Source organism: Thermogemmatispora argillosa (assembly GCF_059696725.1).
The window spans coordinates 4,970,213-4,991,193 of the sequence record NZ_AP019377.1; the positions used below are offsets into that span (position 1 = coordinate 4,970,213).

General features: G+C 56.7%; 15 protein-coding genes. 2 read left to right on the forward strand and 13 right to left on the reverse strand.

What is annotated here, in order from left to right; genetic code table 11:
• Positions 1 to 39 precede the first annotated feature (39 nt).
• The 12 genes from AC6H1L_RS19430 to AC6H1L_RS19485 form a co-directional block, all read right to left on the reverse strand.
• Complete coding sequence (locus tag AC6H1L_RS19430; protein WP_497599106.1) at positions 40 to 798, reverse strand: polysaccharide deacetylase family protein; 759 nt, start codon at positions 796 to 798, stop codon at positions 40 to 42.
• Positions 798 to 2,111, reverse strand: a complete 1,314-nt coding sequence (locus tag AC6H1L_RS19435; RefSeq protein ID WP_497599107.1) for a glycosyltransferase — start codon at positions 2,109 to 2,111, stop codon at positions 798 to 800. The genes AC6H1L_RS19430 and AC6H1L_RS19435 overlap by 1 nt, the downstream gene beginning before the upstream one ends.
• Before the next feature lie 5 nt (positions 2,112 to 2,116).
• On the reverse strand, positions 2,117 to 3,385 hold the full coding sequence (locus AC6H1L_RS19440) for a glycosyltransferase (RefSeq protein ID WP_497599108.1): 1,269 nt from the start codon (positions 3,383 to 3,385) through the stop codon (positions 2,117 to 2,119).
• The gene (locus tag AC6H1L_RS19445) at positions 3,382 to 5,058 is read right to left on the reverse strand and encodes a lipopolysaccharide biosynthesis protein (protein ID WP_497599109.1); all 1,677 of its coding nucleotides are present in this window, start codon (positions 5,056 to 5,058) and stop codon (positions 3,382 to 3,384) included. Before AC6H1L_RS19445 ends, AC6H1L_RS19440 begins: the two co-directional genes overlap by 4 nt.
• Positions 5,055 to 7,316, reverse strand: a complete 2,262-nt coding sequence (locus AC6H1L_RS19450; protein WP_497599110.1) for a glycosyltransferase — start codon at positions 7,314 to 7,316, stop codon at positions 5,055 to 5,057. Before AC6H1L_RS19450 ends, AC6H1L_RS19445 begins: the two co-directional genes overlap by 4 nt.
• Before the next feature lie 38 nt (positions 7,317 to 7,354).
• Positions 7,355 to 8,875 carry an O-antigen ligase family protein gene (locus AC6H1L_RS19455; RefSeq protein ID WP_497599111.1) on the reverse strand — a complete coding sequence of 507 codons (1,521 nt, stop codon included), beginning with the start codon at positions 8,873 to 8,875 and terminating at the stop codon, positions 7,355 to 7,357.
• Positions 8,876 to 8,887: 12 nt separating this feature from the next.
• Complete coding sequence (locus tag AC6H1L_RS19460; protein ID WP_497599112.1) at positions 8,888 to 10,981, reverse strand: P-loop NTPase; 2,094 nt, start codon at positions 10,979 to 10,981, stop codon at positions 8,888 to 8,890.
• Positions 10,982 to 11,227: 246 nt separating this feature from the next.
• A complete protein-coding gene (locus tag AC6H1L_RS19465; RefSeq protein WP_497599113.1) occupies positions 11,228 to 12,760 on the reverse strand; it encodes an exopolysaccharide biosynthesis polyprenyl glycosylphosphotransferase in 1,533 nt (510 codons plus the stop codon).
• Between the two features lie 38 nt (positions 12,761 to 12,798).
• Positions 12,799 to 14,109 carry a glycosyltransferase family 4 protein gene (locus tag AC6H1L_RS19470; protein WP_497599114.1) on the reverse strand — a complete coding sequence of 437 codons (1,311 nt, stop codon included), beginning with the start codon at positions 14,107 to 14,109 and terminating at the stop codon, positions 12,799 to 12,801.
• A 66-nt stretch (positions 14,110 to 14,175) separates the two neighbouring features.
• Entirely contained in the window at positions 14,176 to 15,636 is a 1,461-nt protein-coding gene (locus AC6H1L_RS19475; RefSeq protein WP_497599115.1) for a nucleotide sugar dehydrogenase, read from the reverse strand.
• Between the two features lie 120 nt (positions 15,637 to 15,756).
• Positions 15,757 to 16,845, reverse strand: coding sequence for a Gfo/Idh/MocA family oxidoreductase (locus AC6H1L_RS19480; protein ID WP_497599116.1), 1,089 nt, complete (start codon positions 16,843 to 16,845; stop codon positions 15,757 to 15,759).
• Complete coding sequence (locus AC6H1L_RS19485) at positions 16,836 to 17,963, reverse strand: DegT/DnrJ/EryC1/StrS family aminotransferase (protein WP_497599117.1); 1,128 nt, start codon at positions 17,961 to 17,963, stop codon at positions 16,836 to 16,838. The genes AC6H1L_RS19480 and AC6H1L_RS19485 overlap by 10 nt, the downstream gene beginning before the upstream one ends.
• Positions 17,964 to 18,176: 213 nt before the next feature.
• Between AC6H1L_RS19485 and AC6H1L_RS19490 the strand changes: the two genes are divergently transcribed.
• Positions 18,177 to 18,344 carry a hypothetical protein gene (locus AC6H1L_RS19490; RefSeq protein WP_497599118.1) on the forward strand — a complete coding sequence of 56 codons (168 nt, stop codon included), beginning with the start codon at positions 18,177 to 18,179 and terminating at the stop codon, positions 18,342 to 18,344.
• A 506-nt stretch (positions 18,345 to 18,850) separates the two neighbouring features.
• Positions 18,851 to 19,342: a hypothetical protein gene (locus tag AC6H1L_RS19495; RefSeq protein ID WP_497599119.1), complete on the forward strand. Its 492-nt coding sequence runs from the start codon at positions 18,851 to 18,853 to the stop codon at positions 19,340 to 19,342.
• 233 nt (positions 19,343 to 19,575) lie between these two features.
• On the opposite strand, the gene AC6H1L_RS19500 is transcribed toward AC6H1L_RS19495, so the two are convergent.
• Positions 19,576 to 20,835, reverse strand: a complete 1,260-nt coding sequence (locus AC6H1L_RS19500; RefSeq protein ID WP_497599120.1) for a lactate racemase domain-containing protein — start codon at positions 20,833 to 20,835, stop codon at positions 19,576 to 19,578.
• Positions 20,836 to 20,981: the final 146 nt, after the last annotated feature.

The window sequence follows — 20,981 nt, forward strand, 5'->3', positions numbered from 1 at the left end:
GGCCCGCTGCGCTGAGCCTGGAACGGGCAGAACTGGCGCCTAGGGGGTCTCTGGCTCTGGTTGGCTCGCTTGATGTGCTTGGCTCAGTTGGCTAAAAAGTTTGGGCAGAAAGGTTCTGGCCAGTTCCAGATTCCCTTCGTAGCTCCGATAAAACCAGCTTTCTAGTTTTTGCCTGGGGGTGGCGCCCTCAGCCACCCACCAAATCGGATGAGTTAACAGCTGAATGGGTTTCCCTTCACGGAAAGCTGTTGATTGCAGCGGATGACCGTAGCGCCAGCGCCCTGTAGAGTCGCTGATATAGGCAAGATCGCCGCGCTGCGCTAGGTGGTAGACCCGATAGATCGGTCTGGCTTGCTCCACCGGAATGCTGGCGAGCGTGCGCGGGCTGTGGACGCTGGCAATCTCACGATTCACATACGGGTAAAAGTGTGCCAGGATCTCTATTTCATGTTCTACATCAAGATACTGACCATGATGATCCTGGAGATCGATGTGAAGGGCAATATCATGCCCATAGGCATGCATCTGATCCAAAAAACGCGCACTTTCTGTACTCAGTACATTATAAAAAGGAGACGATAACATGACAAAATAGGTGGCTTGGAAACCTAATGCGTGTTCAAGGCGCGCAATCTCCCAGGCTGCTTTTAAGCTAATATCGATGTCATGCCTCAAAATAAGGACCTTCTCTCCTCGCTCTAAGCGCTCTTCAAGGCCATTGAAAAGCGAGCAATGGTAACCTTGATTGGCGAAAGCCAGGAGCAACTGACGATATCCTTCTAAAGTGAAGTCTTCCACTACTTTCTACCTTCTTCTAGTAGAATTGTTTCTTTATTTATCTCTGTCACGATCGATTGATACAGGTCAAGTAAACTTTGCTGCTCCTTTTCCCAGTGCAGCTCGTTGGCTGCGGCCTGCAAGGCGTTCCTACGCATAGCTGTCAGAGTCTCCGGGTGGGAAAGCATCCCATTAATAGCCTGGGCGATCGCCTCCGGTGTCAACTCGTTCACCACCTGTCCCAGCCCATATCTCTCTACCAGCTCCACAACCGCAGGCAGAGCTGAGGTCAGGACAGGCACGCCGGCCATGATATACTCGAACAGCTTATTCGGCAAGAACATGCGCACATTCAGCGAATAATCTGGCGAAGCAATGAGCAGGCCCAGATCTGCCGAAGCGGTCCAACTCAGCAGCTCGCGGTAGGGAACAGCGGGCAAAAGCTTCACGCGATCACCAACCTGTTCCTGTGCGATGAGCCGCTCCAGCTCCTCAGCGGCATTACCTAATCCCTTCCCCAGGAGCACAATCACGATCTCAGGGTCAAGGTAGCGGGCGGCTCTCACGAGCAGATCCAGTGAGCGATTAGCCTGGAAACGTCCCTGGTAAAGAGCGACGCGCATCTGAGGTGCCAGTCCTAGAGCCTCATGCAGTCGTCTCGTGCGAGCTACCTTCTGATAGGGAGGAATGTTACGCACGAGCGCCAGGCGTCGAAGCCGGTAGCGACGCTGAAGCTCCTCGACGATCGGCGGCGAGACGGTAATCACGCCATCGCTGGCTGGAATCATGACTTTTACCAGGAGAGCCAGCATATGATGCAGTAAGCGCCGACCTCGGCTCATCGAAGACAGCGGGTGCTCCTCCAGCGGCATCTCATGGGCCTCAAAAATCAAGGGCTTCCGGCGCAGGCGCGAGGCCAGATAGCAGGCTGGTAAAGCGGCGACGTCATGGGCGTGGTAGAGATCGGCATCCGTCTTGAGCACCTGCCACAGGCTGCGTACAAAGATCGTCGCCGCTCGTAGCAGCGCCTGTCGTTTAAAGCGTGACGAGAAGAAATCAGGAGCCAGCCGCACATGGTGCAAGCTGATGCCCTGCAGGTTCTCGCACGCGGGTTTGTCGCGTGACTCCAGATCCACGATACTGACCTGGCAGCCGGCGGCGCTCAGGGCTGTAGCGGCGCGCATCACACGCACATCGCTACTTCCCTGGCCCAGCACATGCATACAGATCCGCAAGGGGGGGAAGCCCCTGGTTGCGCTTCCGGCCCTGGTGGTCTCTACCTCTGTGCTCAAGGCAGCGCGCTGCTCGTGCTCGCTAGCTAGCAGCTCACTCATCGTAGTCATCCCTCCTGCGCTGACCACGGCAACGGCGCGCTGGCTAGTGTCGTTGGCAGCAGAGCCTGATAGAGTTCAAACAAATGAACTTGCTCGCGGTTCCAATTAAACTCATTTTTCGCGAGTTTCAAGGCATTTTGTCGCATTTCTTCCAAAGCCTTATCGTCGTGAATGACACGGTTGATCGTCGCGGCTACGATTGCTGGATCGCGTGATGCTTCAACCACCCCCACATGGTGGGTGCGGATGAGTTCAGCAATCACATCAAGCTGGGAGCTGAGCACTGGGAGGCCGGCCATCAGATACTCAAAGAACTTGTTGGGCAGGCAGTAGCGAATACTGAGCGAGTAGTCGGGGGGGAATAAAGTCAAGCCAAGATCTGCGGAGGCTGTCCAACTCAGGAGTTCCTCGTAGGGAACAGGCGGCAGCAATCTCACGCGCTCCTCCACGCCAAGCTCGCCAATGAGCTGCTTCAGTTTCTGATGGGTAGGCTCCCGAGCTGCTCCCAGCATCACGATCACTACGTCTGGCTCAAGGAAAGGAGCCGCACGTACGAGCAGATCGAGACCACGATTTTCCTGAAGATTCCCCTGATACAGGGCGATCCGAACATTGGGTGATAAACCCAGTTTTTCCCGTAAAAGATTGGTGCGTTCAACCTGCCGGTAAGGGGGAACATTACGCAAGAGTGTAACATGCTGGCCCCCGTACTCGCGCTCGATGAAGGCCACGATCGGCGGAGAAACGGCGATCACTCCCTGGCTGCGACGGATAAGATAGCGCAGCACCCGGCGCGCGATGGCGAGCAAGCGCGGCCAGCGTTGGACTGCCCGGTCTGAAAGCGGCAATTCGGGCGAGTCAAAAATCAGAGGCTTATGGCGCAACTTGGCGGCCACATAGGCGGCGGGCAGGGCATGCTCCACAAAGGAGTGATAGATGTCGGCCTCTTCGCGCAGCAAATGAAGGGCGGCCAGCACATTGGCTCGCAGCAGCTTCACTAGAAACCAGGGTTTAAAGCGAGCAGAAACGAACCAGGCGGGCATGATGATATGCTTCAGAGTAATCCCCTGGCGCAGCTCTTGGGGAGGAGAGGAGGGTGATCCTACTATATCTACCACTGTGATCTGTAAACCTGCTTGCTTAAGAGCTGTCGCTGTACGCCACAAGCGAGCGTCGCCTGCGGCAGGGGCGAACCTGAGCATGACGACGCGCTGCCCCTGGAAAAGCGGCTGTGGGCGAGCTGTCACGTCGGAGACATCGGTGAGCATAGTCATATGCTTCTCTTCTCTCTCCTTCCTGAAAGGGCATGGCGCAGACGAGCAAGCTGCCGCACTGGCAGGCGCGCCAGCATCAGAAGAATAATGGCATAAGCCAGCCAGGTCAGCCCGTAAAAGATGGCGGCGCCCACTGGATCGAGGTTTTGAGCCAAGAAGGCTGCTCCCACGTAGAAGACAATCCCGAGGACCAGGGCGCTGAGAAAGAACCCGATTTCAAAGGGCACGGGGTACATCTGATTGTTTACCAGATAGGCGAGCAGCGAAAGGAAGGCGTAGGCCAGCAGCGTTGCGAAGGCTGCCCCTAGCGCTCCCATAAGTGGGATCAGTACCACATTCAGAACGACATTGAAAATAGCGGCTTCAGCAGTAAGGACTACTGCATACCAGGTTTTTCTCTTTATCGATATTCCTACGTTGAAGACATTATAGATGCCGTAGAAGACCATTGACATAGCTACCAAAGAAATCACGGGAGAAGCTCCATGATAGCTTGCCGGAAAAAGGATCTCTAGCAGAAACTTACCGGCGAGAGAGAGACCGAAAGCAGCCAGCAAAAGAACCACACTGAACCAGCGGAAGATTAATTTGAAGAGCTGAGGAGCATCGCGGCGACGGGCCACAGAGAACATAGTTGTAGGCCAGGCCAAATTAAACGGTGAAATCACCAGTACCCCCAGGACATTCCCCAACGTGTAGGCAATGGAATAGCTGGCGGTCTCAGCCAACGATCCAAAACGGCTGAGCAGATAGCGATCCGAGAGTTGCAACACCCAGACTGAAATAAAGCTGGCTACCAAAGGCACGCCGAAAGACAGCATATTGTGAGCCATCTCCCGATCGAAATCCAGGCCTGCCTCCCAGAGGATCACAGGGAGCATGCCGAACACTACCACAGCGTAGCCGCTGGCTGTACCTAGCAAGGCGCCAGTCATTCCCAGGTGTAAAGGTCCCACAAAGAGGAGAGTGGCAAGCAATCCCACCAGCAGGTTAGTGATCGAGAGGGTAGCATAGAGGGCTGGGCGATTCTCGGCGCGCAGCCAGGCCAGACCTGGCACACTCAGATTCTGCAGCAGCACGACCAGCGCTGCGGCCTGAACCGGAGCCGTTAGCAGGGCCGATTGAAAGAGCAACGAAGCTAGCAGAGCTGCTCCTAGCGACATGGCTAGCGTCGCAGCGATGGAGATGACCAGCAGAAGTGCTACTAGCGTTGAGAGCACGCGCAATCGCTCACGGCGTGATTCGTAGTCGTAGCCATAAGCGCGGAAAAAAGCATTACCCAGGCCGAGCTGAGTGATCCCGGCGATCAGAGAGATGGCCGAGAGCAGGACGGACAATGCGCCATACTCATCGCGCGAGAGGGCGTGCGTAAGAAAAGGAGCCAGCACCAGCGAGGTGAGTGGGCCGGCTAGAGAGGAGAGGGCATAGATCCCGCTGCTCTTGACCAGCCTTCGAAGCTGACCAACATAGTCATTGCCCTTGTCTTGCGCTGGTGTTGGGGCGCTGGCCCTTGACCTTGATATCGTTGATGGTGATGGGGTAGGTAGCGCTGGCTGCGCTGGCGGCATGGGCCGGACGACCTGCGCTGATGGCAGCGACTGATAACCGGAAGCATACTGCGGATATTGTGGCCCCGGATAGACTGGATAGGGCTGCTGCGTTGTCGGCTTCAATCCTCAACTTCCCCCTCTCGGCCAGTGTGAGCTGCCCTTACCTTTCCCTCAAGAAGCTGCTCCAAATTGGCCCAGCCAGAGGCCCGCAGCAAGACGCGACGAAAGGACTCGGGGCTATGGTGATCCGCTATATAGGCCCGGGCAGCCTGCCCCATCTGGCGACAAAGCGTAGGATTTTCGATCAGGCGCACAAGCGCTCTCGCCGTCTCCTCCACATCAGCAGGCTGTACGGCAATGCCGCGCCCCTCCGCCAGCAGCGCAGCATTCGAGGGCGGGCGAGTTGAAGCAATGACAGCGCAACCCGCCGCCATAGCTTCCAACACAGCCATTGAGAAGCAGGCTCCGCGAGTACTGGTGTAGAGGAAAATGTCGCTGATCGAGAGCAGATGAGCGATTTGCGGTGCAGACAGCTCTCCCCATAGAGAGCAATAGCTCTCTAGCTGGAGCCGTTGGATAGTCTCTTCGATCTCCTGGCGCAGGGGGCCTTCTCCGGCGATAATTAAGCGCACGCTCGCCCGTTGCGCATAGGGTAGCTGCTGCAGTGCACGGGCCAGGCTCTCCAGCGCGATATCTAAACCTTTCTCTGGGGTCAAGCGGCAGGCAATAGCCACCACCGTGTCCTCTGCTTGTAGCCCGTGCTTCTGGCGACGGCCCGCCCGTTCTTCGCGGGTAAGGGAGGGATAATACTCAACATTGACCATGCTGGCGAAGCGAACCACGCGACTGGCGGGAATGCCGAAACGTGCTGCCATTGTCTCGACGCCGTCTCCTGGAACGCCTGGGACCAGGTATTGATCGACAAAACGAGCTGCCAGCCGCAGCATAAGGCGATAGGAAGGCCAGTAGCACCACTCCTGGAGGCGCCCGATCAGACGGCGCAGACGGCTACGATGAGCGAGCAAATGCCTGCGCTCAGCCAGATGCTGCTGATGAACATCCTCTTGCAGCAAGGTCAAATGGCCATGATCGATGCAGACCACGCGTGCACCGCTCAGACGCGCCAGTGGCGCCGAAAGTAGCGCTGAAAAGACCGCATCCTGTGGCAATACCAGGTCAAAGCTTCTTCCCCGGCGCAGCAAGGCAAACAGCTTTGCCGTGCCAGCCAAAACGTAGAACCAGACAAAGGGGAAATGTGAGGCGCCCATCCAAGGGCGGCCAAAGCGATGAACCACGTACCGATCAGTTTCTTGCCCAGTAAGAGCACGGGTCAGATATTCCATCTGCCACAGATCCTGCGTAACCTGCTCGACTGCCTCTAGCACCGTCAGTACTCCCCCCATAGCGGGAAAGGCTGGCAGCGGGACGCAGACACGCAACTGCCCAGAGGCTGCCACTGGACGTGGAAAGAGGCGCGGTTGCCAGCAGTGCCAGACACGTCTGATGACTGCGCGCCCCAGATGCTGCAACTGATAGCGTAGGCGACAAAGCTTGCTTCCTGAGAAATGACTCCAACGGAGAAGGGCGCGAGCGCAAGCCTTGCTCTCCGTTGCAGTGCTCAAGGCGGACAACAAGACGCTCTGCAAAGCCAGTTCTTGGGGCGTGGCCAAGCTGCGTGTCGCCAGCTCACGATAAGGCCAGTAAGGCCCAGCAAACTCATCTAAACTCTGCTCAAAGGTTGCCAGAGCTTGCTGGAAAAGCTTGCGACTCTCCTCATCGCAGGCGGACCAGGATGCGACCAGCTCTTGGAGGCTCAGTAAGGCGAAGGCCATCCCATTGAAATGATGGAAGGCCGGATAGAGTGCTAGCTCCTCGAAAAAGATCCCCTCGGCATAGAGGGGGGTGCGAATACCACCATCCAGGATATCGCGATGGAAGGTTGCTAAACAGCGTGCCAGGGCTGCAGCATAAGCTGCCTCGCCTGTAATGCTGAGGGCGCGCAGCAAAACGGCCAGAGCGACACTCTGGACAGTGGCGGAAAGGCAGGGGACAGGTGCTTCGCCTGGACGCCTCGCCGTTAGTGGCCAGCCACCTGCTCGGGCGCCGATAGGCTGCTCCAGCGCCAGCAAATGGTTGGCTTCTTCAAGAAAGAGATGCTGCTCCTGTGGATCGTTTTCCTTCAAATAGCGATTCCAATGGGCCAAAGCGCGCCAGGCGACCTGTAGCTCAGTCGTGTGAGCAGCCGAGCTAAGGACTGCCAGGGGATGTTTCTGACAGTGTTCTAGAACCGCCACAGGGTAGGGACCGGGCCGTTGAGGGAGGTCCCCCGTCTGATGCTCACTACCACTACGTATTTCTTCGTACTCATAAGAGATAGACATCCGTCTTCTCCAGAGGCGCTTCTATCGAATAGCAGAGATCAGTCATGATTAGCAGGTTCTGCCGTTCTGGGGGTAGAACCTGAGTTCGTTAGCAACAAAGGAGAAGAAAGCAGGCCAAGCATCAGCCAGCCGAAGCAGGCCAGTGGTGGCAGCGTCCAGCCATTGATGCTGATGCTATTCACACAGAGAGCGCCGACGGCGGCCAGGCCTCCGGCGAGCAAGGCGCGATGGCGCTGATCACACAGCTGCCAGTGGCGCCAGCTTTTCCAAAGATAGCAAGCTAGAAGCGCTAGAAAGACCGCCAGGACGGGCAGGCCTCCCATCGCTCCAAATTCCAGGTACGAATCATGAGGGTGGGCTAAAGGCACATATTGTAGCGGCGAGCGATAAGCACCTGAGACCTGCATATAGATGCTCAGGCCAAAGCCCACCCCTGTCAATGGATAGGCCATAATCACATTCAAGCCAGTTTCCCAGGCGCCCAGACGTAGCGACAGCTCTCCCTCGCCGGTCAAGTGTGCAAAGAGGAGCTGGAGCTCATCGGAGAAGAAGAGAAGCAGAATCAGCGCAACCAGAAAGATACTCAGAGCAATCTGCAAACGTAGCCGCCAACTATCCACCAGAAGCAGAAAAAACACCAAGCCGCAGCAGGCTGCCACCCAGGCACCACCGCTGAATGTAAACAGCAAGGCTGGCCCAATAAGCAAGACCTCGCCGAGGTAGATCAGTCGAGCCAGCCACGAACGACTATGTGCATAGAGTCCAAGCGGAATAAAGATAACGAATGCAAAGAAAGTGCCATTCCAGTTAGGATCTATAAAAAAGCCACCGATGCGCTGGACCCCAGTCTCCCCGAGAGTGAAATTCGAGACACTCTTCAGAAAAGGATCGTGTAGAGAAGTGCCCAAGAGAAACTTGCCCGTTAGCTCAATTAAGAGAGTATGGGCAGCAAGCAAAGCTCCCAGACCGGCGAGGAGTTCCAGGGTCAGCCAGAGGCTTTTCAGATTACGTGCTGTATTCAAGCCCAACCAGAAAAAGAGGAAAGAACCAACAATGATATTGGGGTAATAGAAGAGAGCATCATCTAAGTTTGTTGCCCCTCGCAGAGAAGGGAAGATCGTGAGGCCCAAGAAGAGAAGCCAGAGCCACAAAGGGCGAGGCTCGGCCCAAGGGCGCTGCGACGAGCGACCGAGAAAGAACACAAGCAGGATGAGCAGCGTAAGTAGCTGGGCGGTCGCAATGAGCGACATATAAAAATCAAAGTAGAGGTGGACCAGAGCGACGATGATGGCGAGTGCCTCATCGTAGCGTAGGTAGAGCAGCAGACTGAGGAAGAGCAGGCCGACAAACATGACTGGGGCCATAGAGGCTGCCTGACGGGTCACGCTAGTTGAAGGGATAACAGTGCCTACCAGCAAAGGAGCCAAAACCTCCAGCATGCCCACGAGAATCAAGGCCCCAATCAGCAAGGCAGCGAGCCCCACGGAGGGAGTCGGCAGCTCCCTCCGTCCCTGTCCCCTTGACGTGGCTGACTGTCTCATCTTCTGAACGATGCTCATAGCAGCCTGGTCCTAGCGCTCTCCGCGCTGTCTATGGTGGGGTTCTATCGAAGGCATCTCCAAGGTTTTCAGCTCGGCGATATCCGAGCCGCGCTGTCCCGGGCGAGCGGAGGGAGCTCCGACTGACCCCTGATGCTCTGGTCCAGATTCCTGTTCACGTTGCGCCCACGGACTGGCGGTATCGGCGCGCTCGCGCTCACGCGTCAGCCGGGGACGCGCAGGCACTGGCGAACCCTTATCTGTCCCTGGCCCTGGCGAAGAACTCAGGACACGCTGGACCTGCGCAGGAGTCGCCGGCTCAGGCACTGGGTGACCTGTCCCACTGCGCTGACTAGAAGTGGCAGGAAGTCCCGATGAGAGCTGAGTAGAAGGAGAATCGCTCATCCCCTTCGCTAGCGCCTGTCTATGAGGAACCTCGCTCCCTGCCGCAGCGAGCTGGGCCCGCTCCGACCCCCAATGGCTACTAGAGGAGATCGCTCCCTCGCGTTCACCCTGCTCATCACCTGCCGCCTGGTAGTAGTAGGGAGTAATACCACCCCGTTGCTGTTGCTGCTTATTAACTACACAGCCAATAATGCGTACACCGGTCTGACGGAGGATTGCACGAGCCTGCCGAACATGCTCCTTGCGGGCACGAGTGATGTCAACTACCAGCAAAGTGCTATCGACCCGCGAAGCGAGAATACTCGCGTCAGCCAGACCCAGCAATGGAGGCGCATCGAAGATCACAATGTCGAAACAATAATCTGCCAAATTGGATAGCAAATTGCGCATGGCCTGTGAATCCAGCAGCTCAGGAGGATTAGGTGGAAGATGCCCAGCAGGCATGAGCCAGAGGCTAGGAGTGCTAGTCTCGTAGAGGAAGCTATCGAGAATACCGCCCTGCCCGATCGGGCGCTTGCGCGAGGACGAAACGCCTGGTAAAGGCGTAGTCGATGACTGGCTCATGGCCATAATGGCGCTGCTCAGGCCAGCTTCGGCAGCCGAGACGCCGAAAAGGCGGTGCAGCATGGGGCGGCGCATGTCAGCATCTACAAGCAGGGTGCGCTTGCCCGCCTTTGCCATAAAAATAGCCAGATTCGCTGCAACGGTGCTCTTGCCTTCTCCTGGTAGAGAGCTGGTAATTAAGAGGTAGTTTACAGGCGTATCAATAGAACAGAAGCCAATATTGGTGCGGAGGATGCGGTAAGACTCAATAAGGCCGGCGTGCTCCTTTGGATTAAAGATCTCCTTTTCCTCTGAGGAACGCACACGCCAAACGGTGGCGAGCACAGGATAACCAAAGAGCTGGGCAAGCAGTTCACCGGTACGAACTCGTGTGTCGAGCTGCTCCAGCAGCAGCGCTAGCAGGACACCAATGAGGAAGCCGGTAACAAGACCGGCGCCGGTGTTAAGCACAATTCGTGGCTGCGCGGGACTCGTCGGCGGAGTCGCCTGCTGGACGATACGCAGGAAATTGCCGTTTTCTGCTTCAGTTAACTCTAGTTGGACAAGCGCCTCTTGAACTTGAGAATAGCGATCCTGGAGAGCTTTGAGGCGTGCCTGCAGAATGCTAATCTGCTGCTGGTCTCCGCCAGTACTCTCAATTTTGCTGATCTGATTGCTAACGCTATTGATTTGCTGCTCAGTAGAAGTAAGTTCTTGCTGTAGCTGCTGTTGCGAACGCTGATTATCCTGCTGAATAGCAGCATCCTGCTGCTTGATGAAGGTTTGGGCGATGTCATTGGCCAAAGCGGCGGCCCGTGTCGGACTTTCATCCAACACAGAGACTTTAAACAACTGGGTATTTGTCTCCGTAGTGGCGGAAACGCGCGAGGCCAGGGTGGCGGCACTCAGGCCCGGATAATGAGAAGCCACCTCTGTAAGAACCGGCTGACTGGTGACCAGTGTTGCCTCAGTGTCGACAAGCTGGTCGCTAGCCAGGAGATTATTATAGTCAGCTAAATTGTTGCCTGTGCGGACCGTGACCTGCATCAGGACCGACGCCTGGTAGAGGGGGGTCATCAGCTTGCTGGCGATCAGTGCTCCTGCGCCGACCGCCACACAGCAGATGGCAACCAGCCACCAGCGCTTGGCTAGCACGGCTGCGTACTGAGCAATAGTCATTAGATGTTCCTCTCCTGCAGATACCTTTACCCTGTCGTCTGTGCTCTCGTTGTTATATGTATCGATCTTGGCCGAGAATTGTAAACTTCTAGAGAAAGAGTGGTAAGAAGGTCCTGTCCCCTGGAAGAACAGGTATGGTGCGAGGCTTTACCTGATCTTAACCTGCTGACCTCGTCGCCTCTTCGCCTGCCTGCCAGCCTTCCTCCGCGAGCGGCTGACCATCGCTCTGACTTTTATGACATGACTCTAGACTCCACGTAACTTGATCACTTCAATGATGGTTCTTAGAAGAATAAGTATATCTAGCATGCATGACTGATGTTTAATATAAAAGAGATCATATTGAAGCTTTTCTAGAGCTTGTTGGCTTGTGAAGGTATAGTGATATTTCACTTGAGCCCAGCCTGTCAGGCCGGGCGGAACAGACAGTCGACAGCGGTAAAAGGGAATAGTTTGTTCGAGCAGTTTCACAAACTCCTCGCGCTCGGGCCGAGGTCCAATCAGGCTCATTTCTCCGCGCAGAATATTCAAGACCTGGGGCAGCTCATCCAGGTGGGTGGCGCGCAAAAGGCGCCCGACGCGTGTCACGCGGGCATCATTTTGACTGGCCCAGATAGCTTTCCCTTCTGGTTCGGCATCGACCCGCATGGAGCGAAACTTATACATCTTGAACTTGCGGCCGTTCTTGCCCAGGCGCTCCTGGCAATGGAAGAGAGGGCCGGGCGAATCGAGACGGATCAGCAAGGCCAGGGGAGGGAGCAGTAGTAGCAGCAGTAGCAAGCCGGCCAGGCCAAAAGCGAGATCGAGCAACTTACGCCAGCAAAGGTAGAGGGGAGAGAGATTGGCTCCTGGCAAGGCAATATACCATTGTCCCCCGATCTGCTCCACAGGGATCTTGCCACTAACGTTCTCGTAGACACAGAGAGCAGGCACAAGCGAGATTCCCAAGTGCGTTCCTGTGATGGCCTCCTGCACCAGCGCTGGACTCTCCTGGTACTCAGTGGCCATGATCAGAACATCAACGGCTTGTCGTTCAATTAAGCGTCGTAGGGTGGCTCGCCCGCCGAGAATAGGCAAGGGCAACTGCCGCTCGGTATGGGTCTGCTGATCCTCTTCTTCAGCGATATAGCCTAAAATATCGATGGTTGAGCGCCTGGGAGCAAACTGCAGTTCCCGTGCTATTGCTTCACCGATGGTGCTGATACCGACAATCACTCCTTGACGTCGAAAGGGCGGCAGGTGCAGACACTGAGCAATAATCAGACGCCAACTCGCAATCAGAGGCACGCTGACCGCGGTGAAGGAGAGAATGGTGATCAGTAAGGCGCGCAAGGCCCGCCCTTCCAGGGTTGCGCTCAGAGCGAACCAGAGGCCGGCCAGAAGGAGCAGCGCCATCATCGCTCGTAGAGGGCTAACCAGGCGGCTCGACATAGCATTGAGGTCATAGGCGCGGGTTAAACGTGCTGCAAAGCTCCAGAGCAGGGCGGCGCAGCCGATCCAGGTGAGGTGCACTTCCCAGGGTGTGACCAGGCGGCTGCTACTTTCCGTCGGCTGCTTGCTCACCACGAACAGGATGAAGGTAGCCAATAGCAGCAAACTATCACCGCCGATCATGATGAGTCGCCAGTCATTGGGAGAGAGGCGCCGCCTGATCCGCAGCCTGAGCTGCCCCTGCTCGCATTGAGAGGCGGCAGACCAGGTAAGGGTAGCAGTGTTGCCGCGATAGGTACTCCTGGCTAACGGCTCTCTCTCCTGCTGATATTTCTGCTCTTCTAGCATGATTTGCCCTTTCTATCCCACTTATATCTATATATGATTTATCTGTATATAGCAAATTTGTCAGTATCTTGCTCATATTGAGGCGATTGTTTGGGCACTGAGGAAGGAGCTGGTGAAGTGGAAGAAGAGGACAAGAGGGCAGCGATTTGTCCATCGAGACGCGCACTCAACTGATCATAATCAAAGCGCTCTTCGGCCAGGGCGCGCCCGCGGGTGCTGAGGGCCTGGGCCAAAGCCGGCTGCTCGTAGAGCTGTAAGATCGCTTGTGCCAGAGCCGTAGGATTTTCCGGTTCGACGAAGATAGCAGCTCCGGCCTCTTCAGCCAGACGGCGGGCCTCCCCATCGACGGCTAACAGAATTGGGCGTCCGCAGGCCAGGGCCTCATACATCTTGCAGGGCAAGGCACCCTCGAAGAGAGGGAGCTTGCGCATAATGATCAAGCAGGCATCGGCGGCGGCCAAGAGCAGAGGCACCTGCTCGTGAGGGAAGGGGTCCATGAAGATGACATTTTCTAGCCCGCGTCGGCGGGCCTCAGCCAACAGCTCGGGCTTAGCGCCGCCATCGCCGACCAATCGAATGCGAATCGCGGGATAGGCGCGCAACTGCTCGGCGGCGTCCAGGACTGTGGTCAGGCCGTGAGAAATACCAAGGGTGCCGGCGTAGAGCACAGTAAACGGCTCTTCCCAGCCCAATTGCTGACGGGCCTCGGCCTGGGGACGAGGGTAGAACTTGCGTGTGTCGACGCCATTCGTCAAGAAGAAGATTTTCTCTGGAGCCAGGCCGCGCCGCAGTAGCTGATCGCGAATGCCCTCAGTGAGTACCCAGACCAGACCGGCGCGCTCGTAGGAGGACCACTCCAGCCACTCAGCCAGGCGAATCAACAGACGGTTCCGTAGAACACCGAGCTGAACCGCCGACTCCGGCCAGAGGTCTGAGACGGTAAATATATAAGGGCAGCCTTTCCAGCGCGCGAGAAGACGCCCGGCAATGGCATTAAAAAGCGGATGCGACTCGACGATCAACAGATCGGGGCGCCCAACAGCATGCCCTCCCAGCACTGGGGCCAGGCAGCCAAAAGAGAGATGGGCGAGAATGCGCCGCAAGAAGCCCCGATTAGGACTCGTATAGCTCCAGATGCGCACGACGCGTACGCCTGCGCGCGTCTCCTCCTGAAGGAGACGCCCACGGTACTCGGGCGGCACTACACCGCTCGGGTAGTTAGGTACAGTCGTCAGAACAGTGACCTTGTGACCTCGTTCCACAAGATGCTCTGCATACTGACTGATGCGCGAAGCTGCAGCCCCCTTCTCTGGGGGATAATACAGGGTTAAAAATAGAATATATGCCATAGATTTTTCTATTCCTCATCTCATGCGAGGGCTAACACTACTCAAGCAGAGCGCTATTGCCGTTTCCTAGGGCATCCCGTCTGCTGCATGCTGGCCTGTAGCCGCTGTGGCATCCTGATGGGCGGCTGGGCCTTCTCTGCATCGAGAGGCCGCCAGCTTTCTCGCTCCGTCAGGGCAGCCGTCGCCGATCGCGAGATAGCGCATGCCGAGCGACTCAATAGCAGAACGCTGCAGGGCCAGGCGACCATCAAGCACCACCTGACAGCGTGTGAACGGACGGAAGTCAAAGGAGCGATAAGCGGTGTGTGCAGCTTGCAGAATAATAGCTGTAACTTCTGCAGCTCTCGACGGAGAGAAAGGCGTATAGCCGGCGGCGCGGATCTCTGCAGAACTGAAAAGCGGGTCATCTGCCAGTACCAAAGCCCCCCGCTCCTGGAGGGCCGCCTGCAATAAAGCTGCACTGCTGAAAGCTAACTCGCGTACATCGCCGCGGTAAGCGATCCCCAGAATCAGAATGGTCTGCCCACGTAAAGAACCAAGAGCCATTTCGAGACGCTGGACAGCGTAGGTAGCCATACTATCGTTAATAGCGCGGGCCAGGCGAGGAAGCTGAAGCAGCGGGGCCTGACCGTTGACCAACTCGCTGACCTCTTCTGCGCCAGCGAGCAAGAAATAGGGATAGACAGGGATACAGTGGCCACCAACACCGACGCTCGGGGTATGAATGTGTGAATAGGGTTGGCTATTCGCTGCGGCGATGGCCGCCTGTACATCCAGGCCATGCGCATCAGCGAAGCGGGCAAACTCGTTTGCTAGAGCGATGTTCACATCGCGATAGGTCGTCTCGATCAGTTTCACAAACTCGGCATCATCAGCTGAAGGCATCACAATGATCTCTGAGGTATCGAGCACCGATCGATAGAAGGCCACGGCCACAGCCGCACTAGAGGGATTGACCCCTCCCACGACCTTGGGATAGAGACGCAGATCGCGGAAAATCGTGCCTGACGAGACCCGCTCAGGACTATAAGCCAACCAAAAATCGGAGCCTGCCCGCAAGCCAGACACTCTCTCCAACAGCGAAGCCAAGCGGCGGGAGGTTGTTCCCACTGGCAGCGTAGTTTCATAGATGACCAGCGTATCGGGCTGGAGGCCCCTACCGATGGCACAGGTAGCGGCATCCAGAGCAGCAAAATTGACGCGATGTGCCTCATCGATCAGGACCGGGACGATCACCACAACCGCACGAGCCTGGCGGACCGCTGCCGTCGTATCGTTTGTTGCGCGCAAACGTCCCTCCCGTACCAACCTTGCCACCGCTTCTTCCAGACCAGGTTCTTCATGGATATGAGAACGGCCGGCATTGATCTGCTCTACGACCTCGGCATTCACATCGCAGCCAATAACCTGCCAACCGTGGCGTGCATACTGCACAGCCAGCGGCAACCCGATCTTTCCCAAGCCGACAACAGCCACTGTTGCGGGTGACAGGACTGGTACTGACTGGCTTGAAAGTTTTTCCTCCATATCCTTCTCTGCGCTGCAGTCTCTGATCCTCATCGCCACATCTCGCTTACCAGGCGAGAGGCTCTCTCCGCGTCCCTCTTTCGACCAACTGAGGGACAGGGGGAAAGGCTCAGAAAGAGCCTATCTCTGGGTCTCTTTCTCGCGAGAGAGGCCCAGCTTAGACCCTACTGATGGGCTTTGTTCAAGCTGGCCGGGCGGGGTGAGCAACTCCCGGGCCGCGAGACCGTTATTAGCCAACGCCGAAGCCAATAGCTGCTGAACCACTTTCAGAACAGCCAGGCCATCCTCGCCTGCAACCGCAGGGCTGCTATCGGCCACAATCGAGCGAATGACATCCTCATACTCACGGCGCAATGGCTCTGCCTTCTGGACCTTCAGACGGGTCATCGTGCCCTCGCTCACCCCTGTCAGTGAGCGCAATGCGTCCCAGGAAGTAGGGGTATAATCGTTTTCATAGAAAAAGACATCCTGGGTTAAGTAGTTCAGCAAGAACATGCCTTTCTCACCGGTGATCGTCAACTCACGCACCTTCGTGGGGGTCAGCCAATTGACATCAAGCACTCCCAGAGCGCCGTTGCTGAAGCGTAGCAAGCCCAATAACAAGTCCTCGCACGTATGATGAATATACTGCTGAGTTTGAGCCGAGACCTGCTTAATCTCGGCGTTCACCAGGTAGCGCATCGTATCAATCTCATGCGAGGCCAGGTCGAGAGTCACACCGACATCGCGGATACGCGGCGGGAAAGGGCCGATGCGTCGCGCGTGCAGATGAAAGATACGCCCGAGGGCTCCAGCACTCAAACGGCGCTTCACCTCTGTAACCGCAGGGTTAAAGCGCTCGATGTGGCCCACAGCCAGGCGAACATTGCGCTGACGCGCCAGCTCGATTAAGGCTTCGGCCTCTTCAACCGTGCTTGTCAAAGGCTTCTCAACCAAAACATTGAGGCCGAGATCGAGGGCAAAAGCTGCTACCTCGCAATGGAGGTGAGTCGGAACAACCACAGCGACCAGCTCGGGACGTTGCTCGTCCAGCATCTGGCGATAATCGCTGTAGCCAGCGATATGGAAGCGCTGCATAGCGCGCTGCAAGACAACCGGATTGGTTTCAGCGACAGCCACAAGCTGGACCGAGTCCTCCAGCTCCTTCAAAACACGCAAATGGTTCCAGCCCATTGAACCGGCCCCTACCACGGCCACTCTCAAGCGCATAGGGCGATCACCTCCCGAGCGATCGTCTCCAGATCATCCTGACTCAGGGCGGGATGCACTGGAAGCGAGAGCACCTCACGCGCTGCCCGTTCTGTCTCTGGTAAGCGTGCCAGAGGGCTATCTCCCCGTACGCGCACCTGCTGTTCGGGATTCACCACATAAAAGCGCTCCGCCTGGCTGCGGTAGAAAGGTTGTTGATGGATAGGCAGCGGATAATGAACCGCAGTCGCGATGCCACGCCGCTCCAGCTCGGCAGCAACCTCATCGCGTCGCGCAGGAACACGGATCGTATACTGATGATACGTATGGCGGCAGCCTGGGCGCGTAACCGGGGTCTGCACGACACCCGCTAAACGCTGGTTTAGATAGGTAGCATTGGCAATGCGTCGCTGGGTAAATTCCTCCAGCTTCGCTAGCTGCACCAGACCGAGGGCGCCCTGCAAATCAGTCATGCGCAGATTGTAGCCTAACGCTACCTGATAATAGCGGCTGGCCTGACCATGATTGCGCAAAAGGCGGAGACGTGCGACCACCTGGGGATCACTGCACGTGATCATTCCCCCCTCGCCAGTCGTCATGTTCTTTGTCGCATAAAACGAGAAGCACCCGGTACCAAAGCTACCCACCGGCTTATTGGCGAAACTGCTGGCATGGGCCTGACAGGCATCCTCGATCAAAATCAGGTTGTGGGCCTCGACCAGCGGTAGCAAGCGGCCAAGGTCGCAGGGATGGCCATAAAGATGCACGGGGAGAATAGCGCGCGTGCGCTCAGTGAGGGCCAGCGTCACCTGTGAAGGATCAAGGGTATAGGTTTCTGGCTCGATATCAACGAAAACGGGAGTAGCTCCTGCCTGCAGGATCGCATTGGCAGTAGCCACGAAGCTGAAGGCTGTGGTGATCACTTCATCGCCTGGGCCGATACCGTGGGCCAAGAGAGCGAGGTGAAGGGCCGCCGTACCTGAAGAGACAGCTACAGCAGCTCCGACCTGGCAGAGTTCGGCAAAACGCTGCTCAAATGCTGCAACATATTTGCCCTGAGCAAGCAAGCCCGAGGCCAGTACTTCACGAATAGCAGCCTCCTCCTCAGCTCCCAACAAGGGGCGCGCAATCGGAATCATCGCTTTCTCTCTTCTCACTGCACCATCAATCAGCTGCGGTCAGCTCGGCCTGTTGTGAACCGAGCGGAGCAGTGCTAGAGCCGTGGATCTCTCACTCACTGGTCAGCGGCAAGATGCGGGAGGCGGCTTCTGTCTGTTCGGCGGTCGGCATGCGTCTCAAAGCTTGCATGCAGGCCAGATGATGGTTTTTATAACATAAGCCAAGGAAGCTCGATGCTCCTGCGCCACCCGGCAACACGCTTTTTTCTACTTATTGGTCACTATCTGATCAATATTGAGAGAATAGTCCCTTCCACCAGCAAGCGCTATGTACTGTGTACTGATGCTGCCACAGCTTACTATTCACGGCGCTGCCACACTGTCGAAGACCAGTATAACTGACCTCTTTGCAATTGTCGTCCTGTTAATGGCTATTTTTCCGGGAACTGATAACCGTTTTTTTCGGCAACATATACCGCTGGCGCTGGTTAACAATTACACACCGCTCGCCCGCCCTTGACAGTGATCAAGGATCGTCAAAGGGCTTCCGAAGCCGGGTGAGCCGAGGTAGCGCTTGCAGGACCTCCCTGGCCATTCTGGCTACTCGCCTATGTCCTGTCAGATACCTGTGCTATATATCCTCAGCGAAGGCTCTGATTGGAATGTGTCAATGCGTTCATGCGCATTCCAGGCCGGGCCTGGGGCGGCGCTCTCCGGGGCAGGACGAGCAGCGTGGTCGCTCAGGCTCGGACGAGCAGGCAGATAGCCAGGCGATAAGTAAGTGCTCCCTGCTTGGGCAGAGCCTGACTGGACGGTGGAGGAGGCCAGTGGCTGGCTGCGCTGGGGATCTCCACCGTGGCTAGATCCGGGTTGTCGCCTAAGCGTGTATGTTATGAAGGAAAAACGCTATGTCAGAGCAGGTATTAACTCATTTTAGAAAACGTCGCAAAGGTGCGGAGACGCGTATTCTCCATTTCGCTTTTCAGGACCTTTTGCCGCCTGGGCAGACGCTGGTCTTGAGCTTGGGGACGCGGACTCTCTCTTTACTTTGTGATGGAAAAATGGTGCTTGATCAGCAATTCAGTATTAATGAGTTGCGTGTCCTCGAACCTATTTTGCAGGCGTTTCCCCATTATTGCCCCTATGAGGTCTTACTGGCCAGCCTTTCATCGACGCCGGTGACTGCCAGTGCCATTGCTCGCTGTCGTCAGCGGCTGCTGGAGGCTCAGGGCAGTCAGCGGTGGCAGCAGGAGCTACGCCCGATTCGCCGCGCACTTTCATCGGTGCGCAGTAAGCTGCATCGTTTCGGCCTGGAGATCTCAAATGTTCGTGAGCGTGGCTGTAGTCTGACATGTCTGACCTATGCTAGCGATAATCTGGCCCAGCGAGAGGTAGTCTAAGCCTGTGGCCCCTGCGCCGTGGGTCCAACCCTGGCTTGATGATCTAGGAAGCACGGAGAGCAAGCAGGACAGCAAGGGTGGCAGGTCAACAATTCAAACTTTCCTTGTTGTATCTGTACTTCCTGATATGCTCTGCTTGCTCTCTGCTTTAATTAGCCTAAAAGTAGGGAATCTGTGTATAATCGAAAGATATTGCTCTTTTCTCTCGCCGCGGACCGGATACCGATGCGCTGTCAACTCCTACGGAGGCGATGGAGTACTTCGCCCGCCTGTTCGACGACCAGGATGCCCTCTGCCTCTCGCCCTTGCCACGCTGCAGGATCGATGGTTCGCGGGTCCCGATAGCCTAGATTGACGCGCTGGCAGCGTTCAGCGTCTATCCCGGTCGCAAGGGTGACCTGGATACGCGGGAGTTCCCTCTCATGGACGGCATCGTAGCTGCCGGCTCCTTTAACGTGGGTACTGTGTGCTTTAATGGTACCGGGAATAGCGCGGAAGCGCTCGGGTTGCTTGAGGAAATAGTCGCGCACGTGGTAACCAACGCGCTCGATCAGCGGACCGTGGGTGTAGGAGAATTCGGTGATGTGAGGCGCGTAGATGATTACCTCGCCACCGTCAGCTACCACTGGTTCCGTCTTGTACATGGCTTTGGCGCCGGTCCAGAGGTCGGGATAGAAAGGGGCGGCAATGGCCAGCACCTGTTGATAGGGGCGGGGGTGGGTAACGATATTGAGGCGAGCCGAAAGATCGGCTGCCGCCTCGAAGGCCTGCCGGTAATCGCCGATGTAGAGTCCTTGCAGCTTCTGCCCCTGCATCACCAGGGCCAGAACGAGCAGCGGTCTGGGCACGAGTTCGGCTGCGCGATGTAGCAGGCGTCGTACAGGAGTATCCTTAATGCCAATGGTGTGTAAACTGGTTACAAGTGCGCCTAGCCAGTGAGTAGTGTTGATGATGTCCGGTCCGGCGATACCAGGAAAAAGATATTTAGCGCCGCCGGAGAAGCCGGCGACCTCGTGCGGGAAAACCGGGCCACAAATGATCAGCTGATCGTAGTCGAGAATGCGCCGGTTAAGGGACACGACGATTGCATCGCTGAGCAGTCCATCGGTAAGCTGGTGAACTTCGTCGGCGCTAAGGGTGCCGAGCGTATGCAACATGGCGGGCCGGTCCCATTGGTGATTGAAGATCCGCAGGCCAGGATACATGTGAGCGCGCTCTTCTGCTGAGAGGCCTACCAGAGAGGCAATGGCGGCCTCGCTAAGAGGGGGGTGGGTGCCAAGAGCAATGAGGTAGTCTAGTTGGGCTACGCGACCGTACAGGTGTTCATTCAGAAGACGAAAGAAGAGAGGAAGAGGGGCGCTGCGCGTTCCATCGGGAATGATGATCAGGACGCGTTTGCCCGTAAGCGCCAGTGGCTCAAAGGCACGTTGAAGTAGGTCGCTGACCTGGGTTTCAGTGAGTGGCTCGCTGGTACTCCCTGCGCCGAGCAGCATCAGCCTGTTCTCCTCTTTGATCTACTTGCCGGTCCCGTCTTGTATGGATGTCTGTATACCCTGCAGGCCAGGGCAATGAATTTGCCCGACCGGGAGCCTGTAGGCGGCTTCAAGCAAGACAGGCTTGTTTGCTTCCCCCATCATTG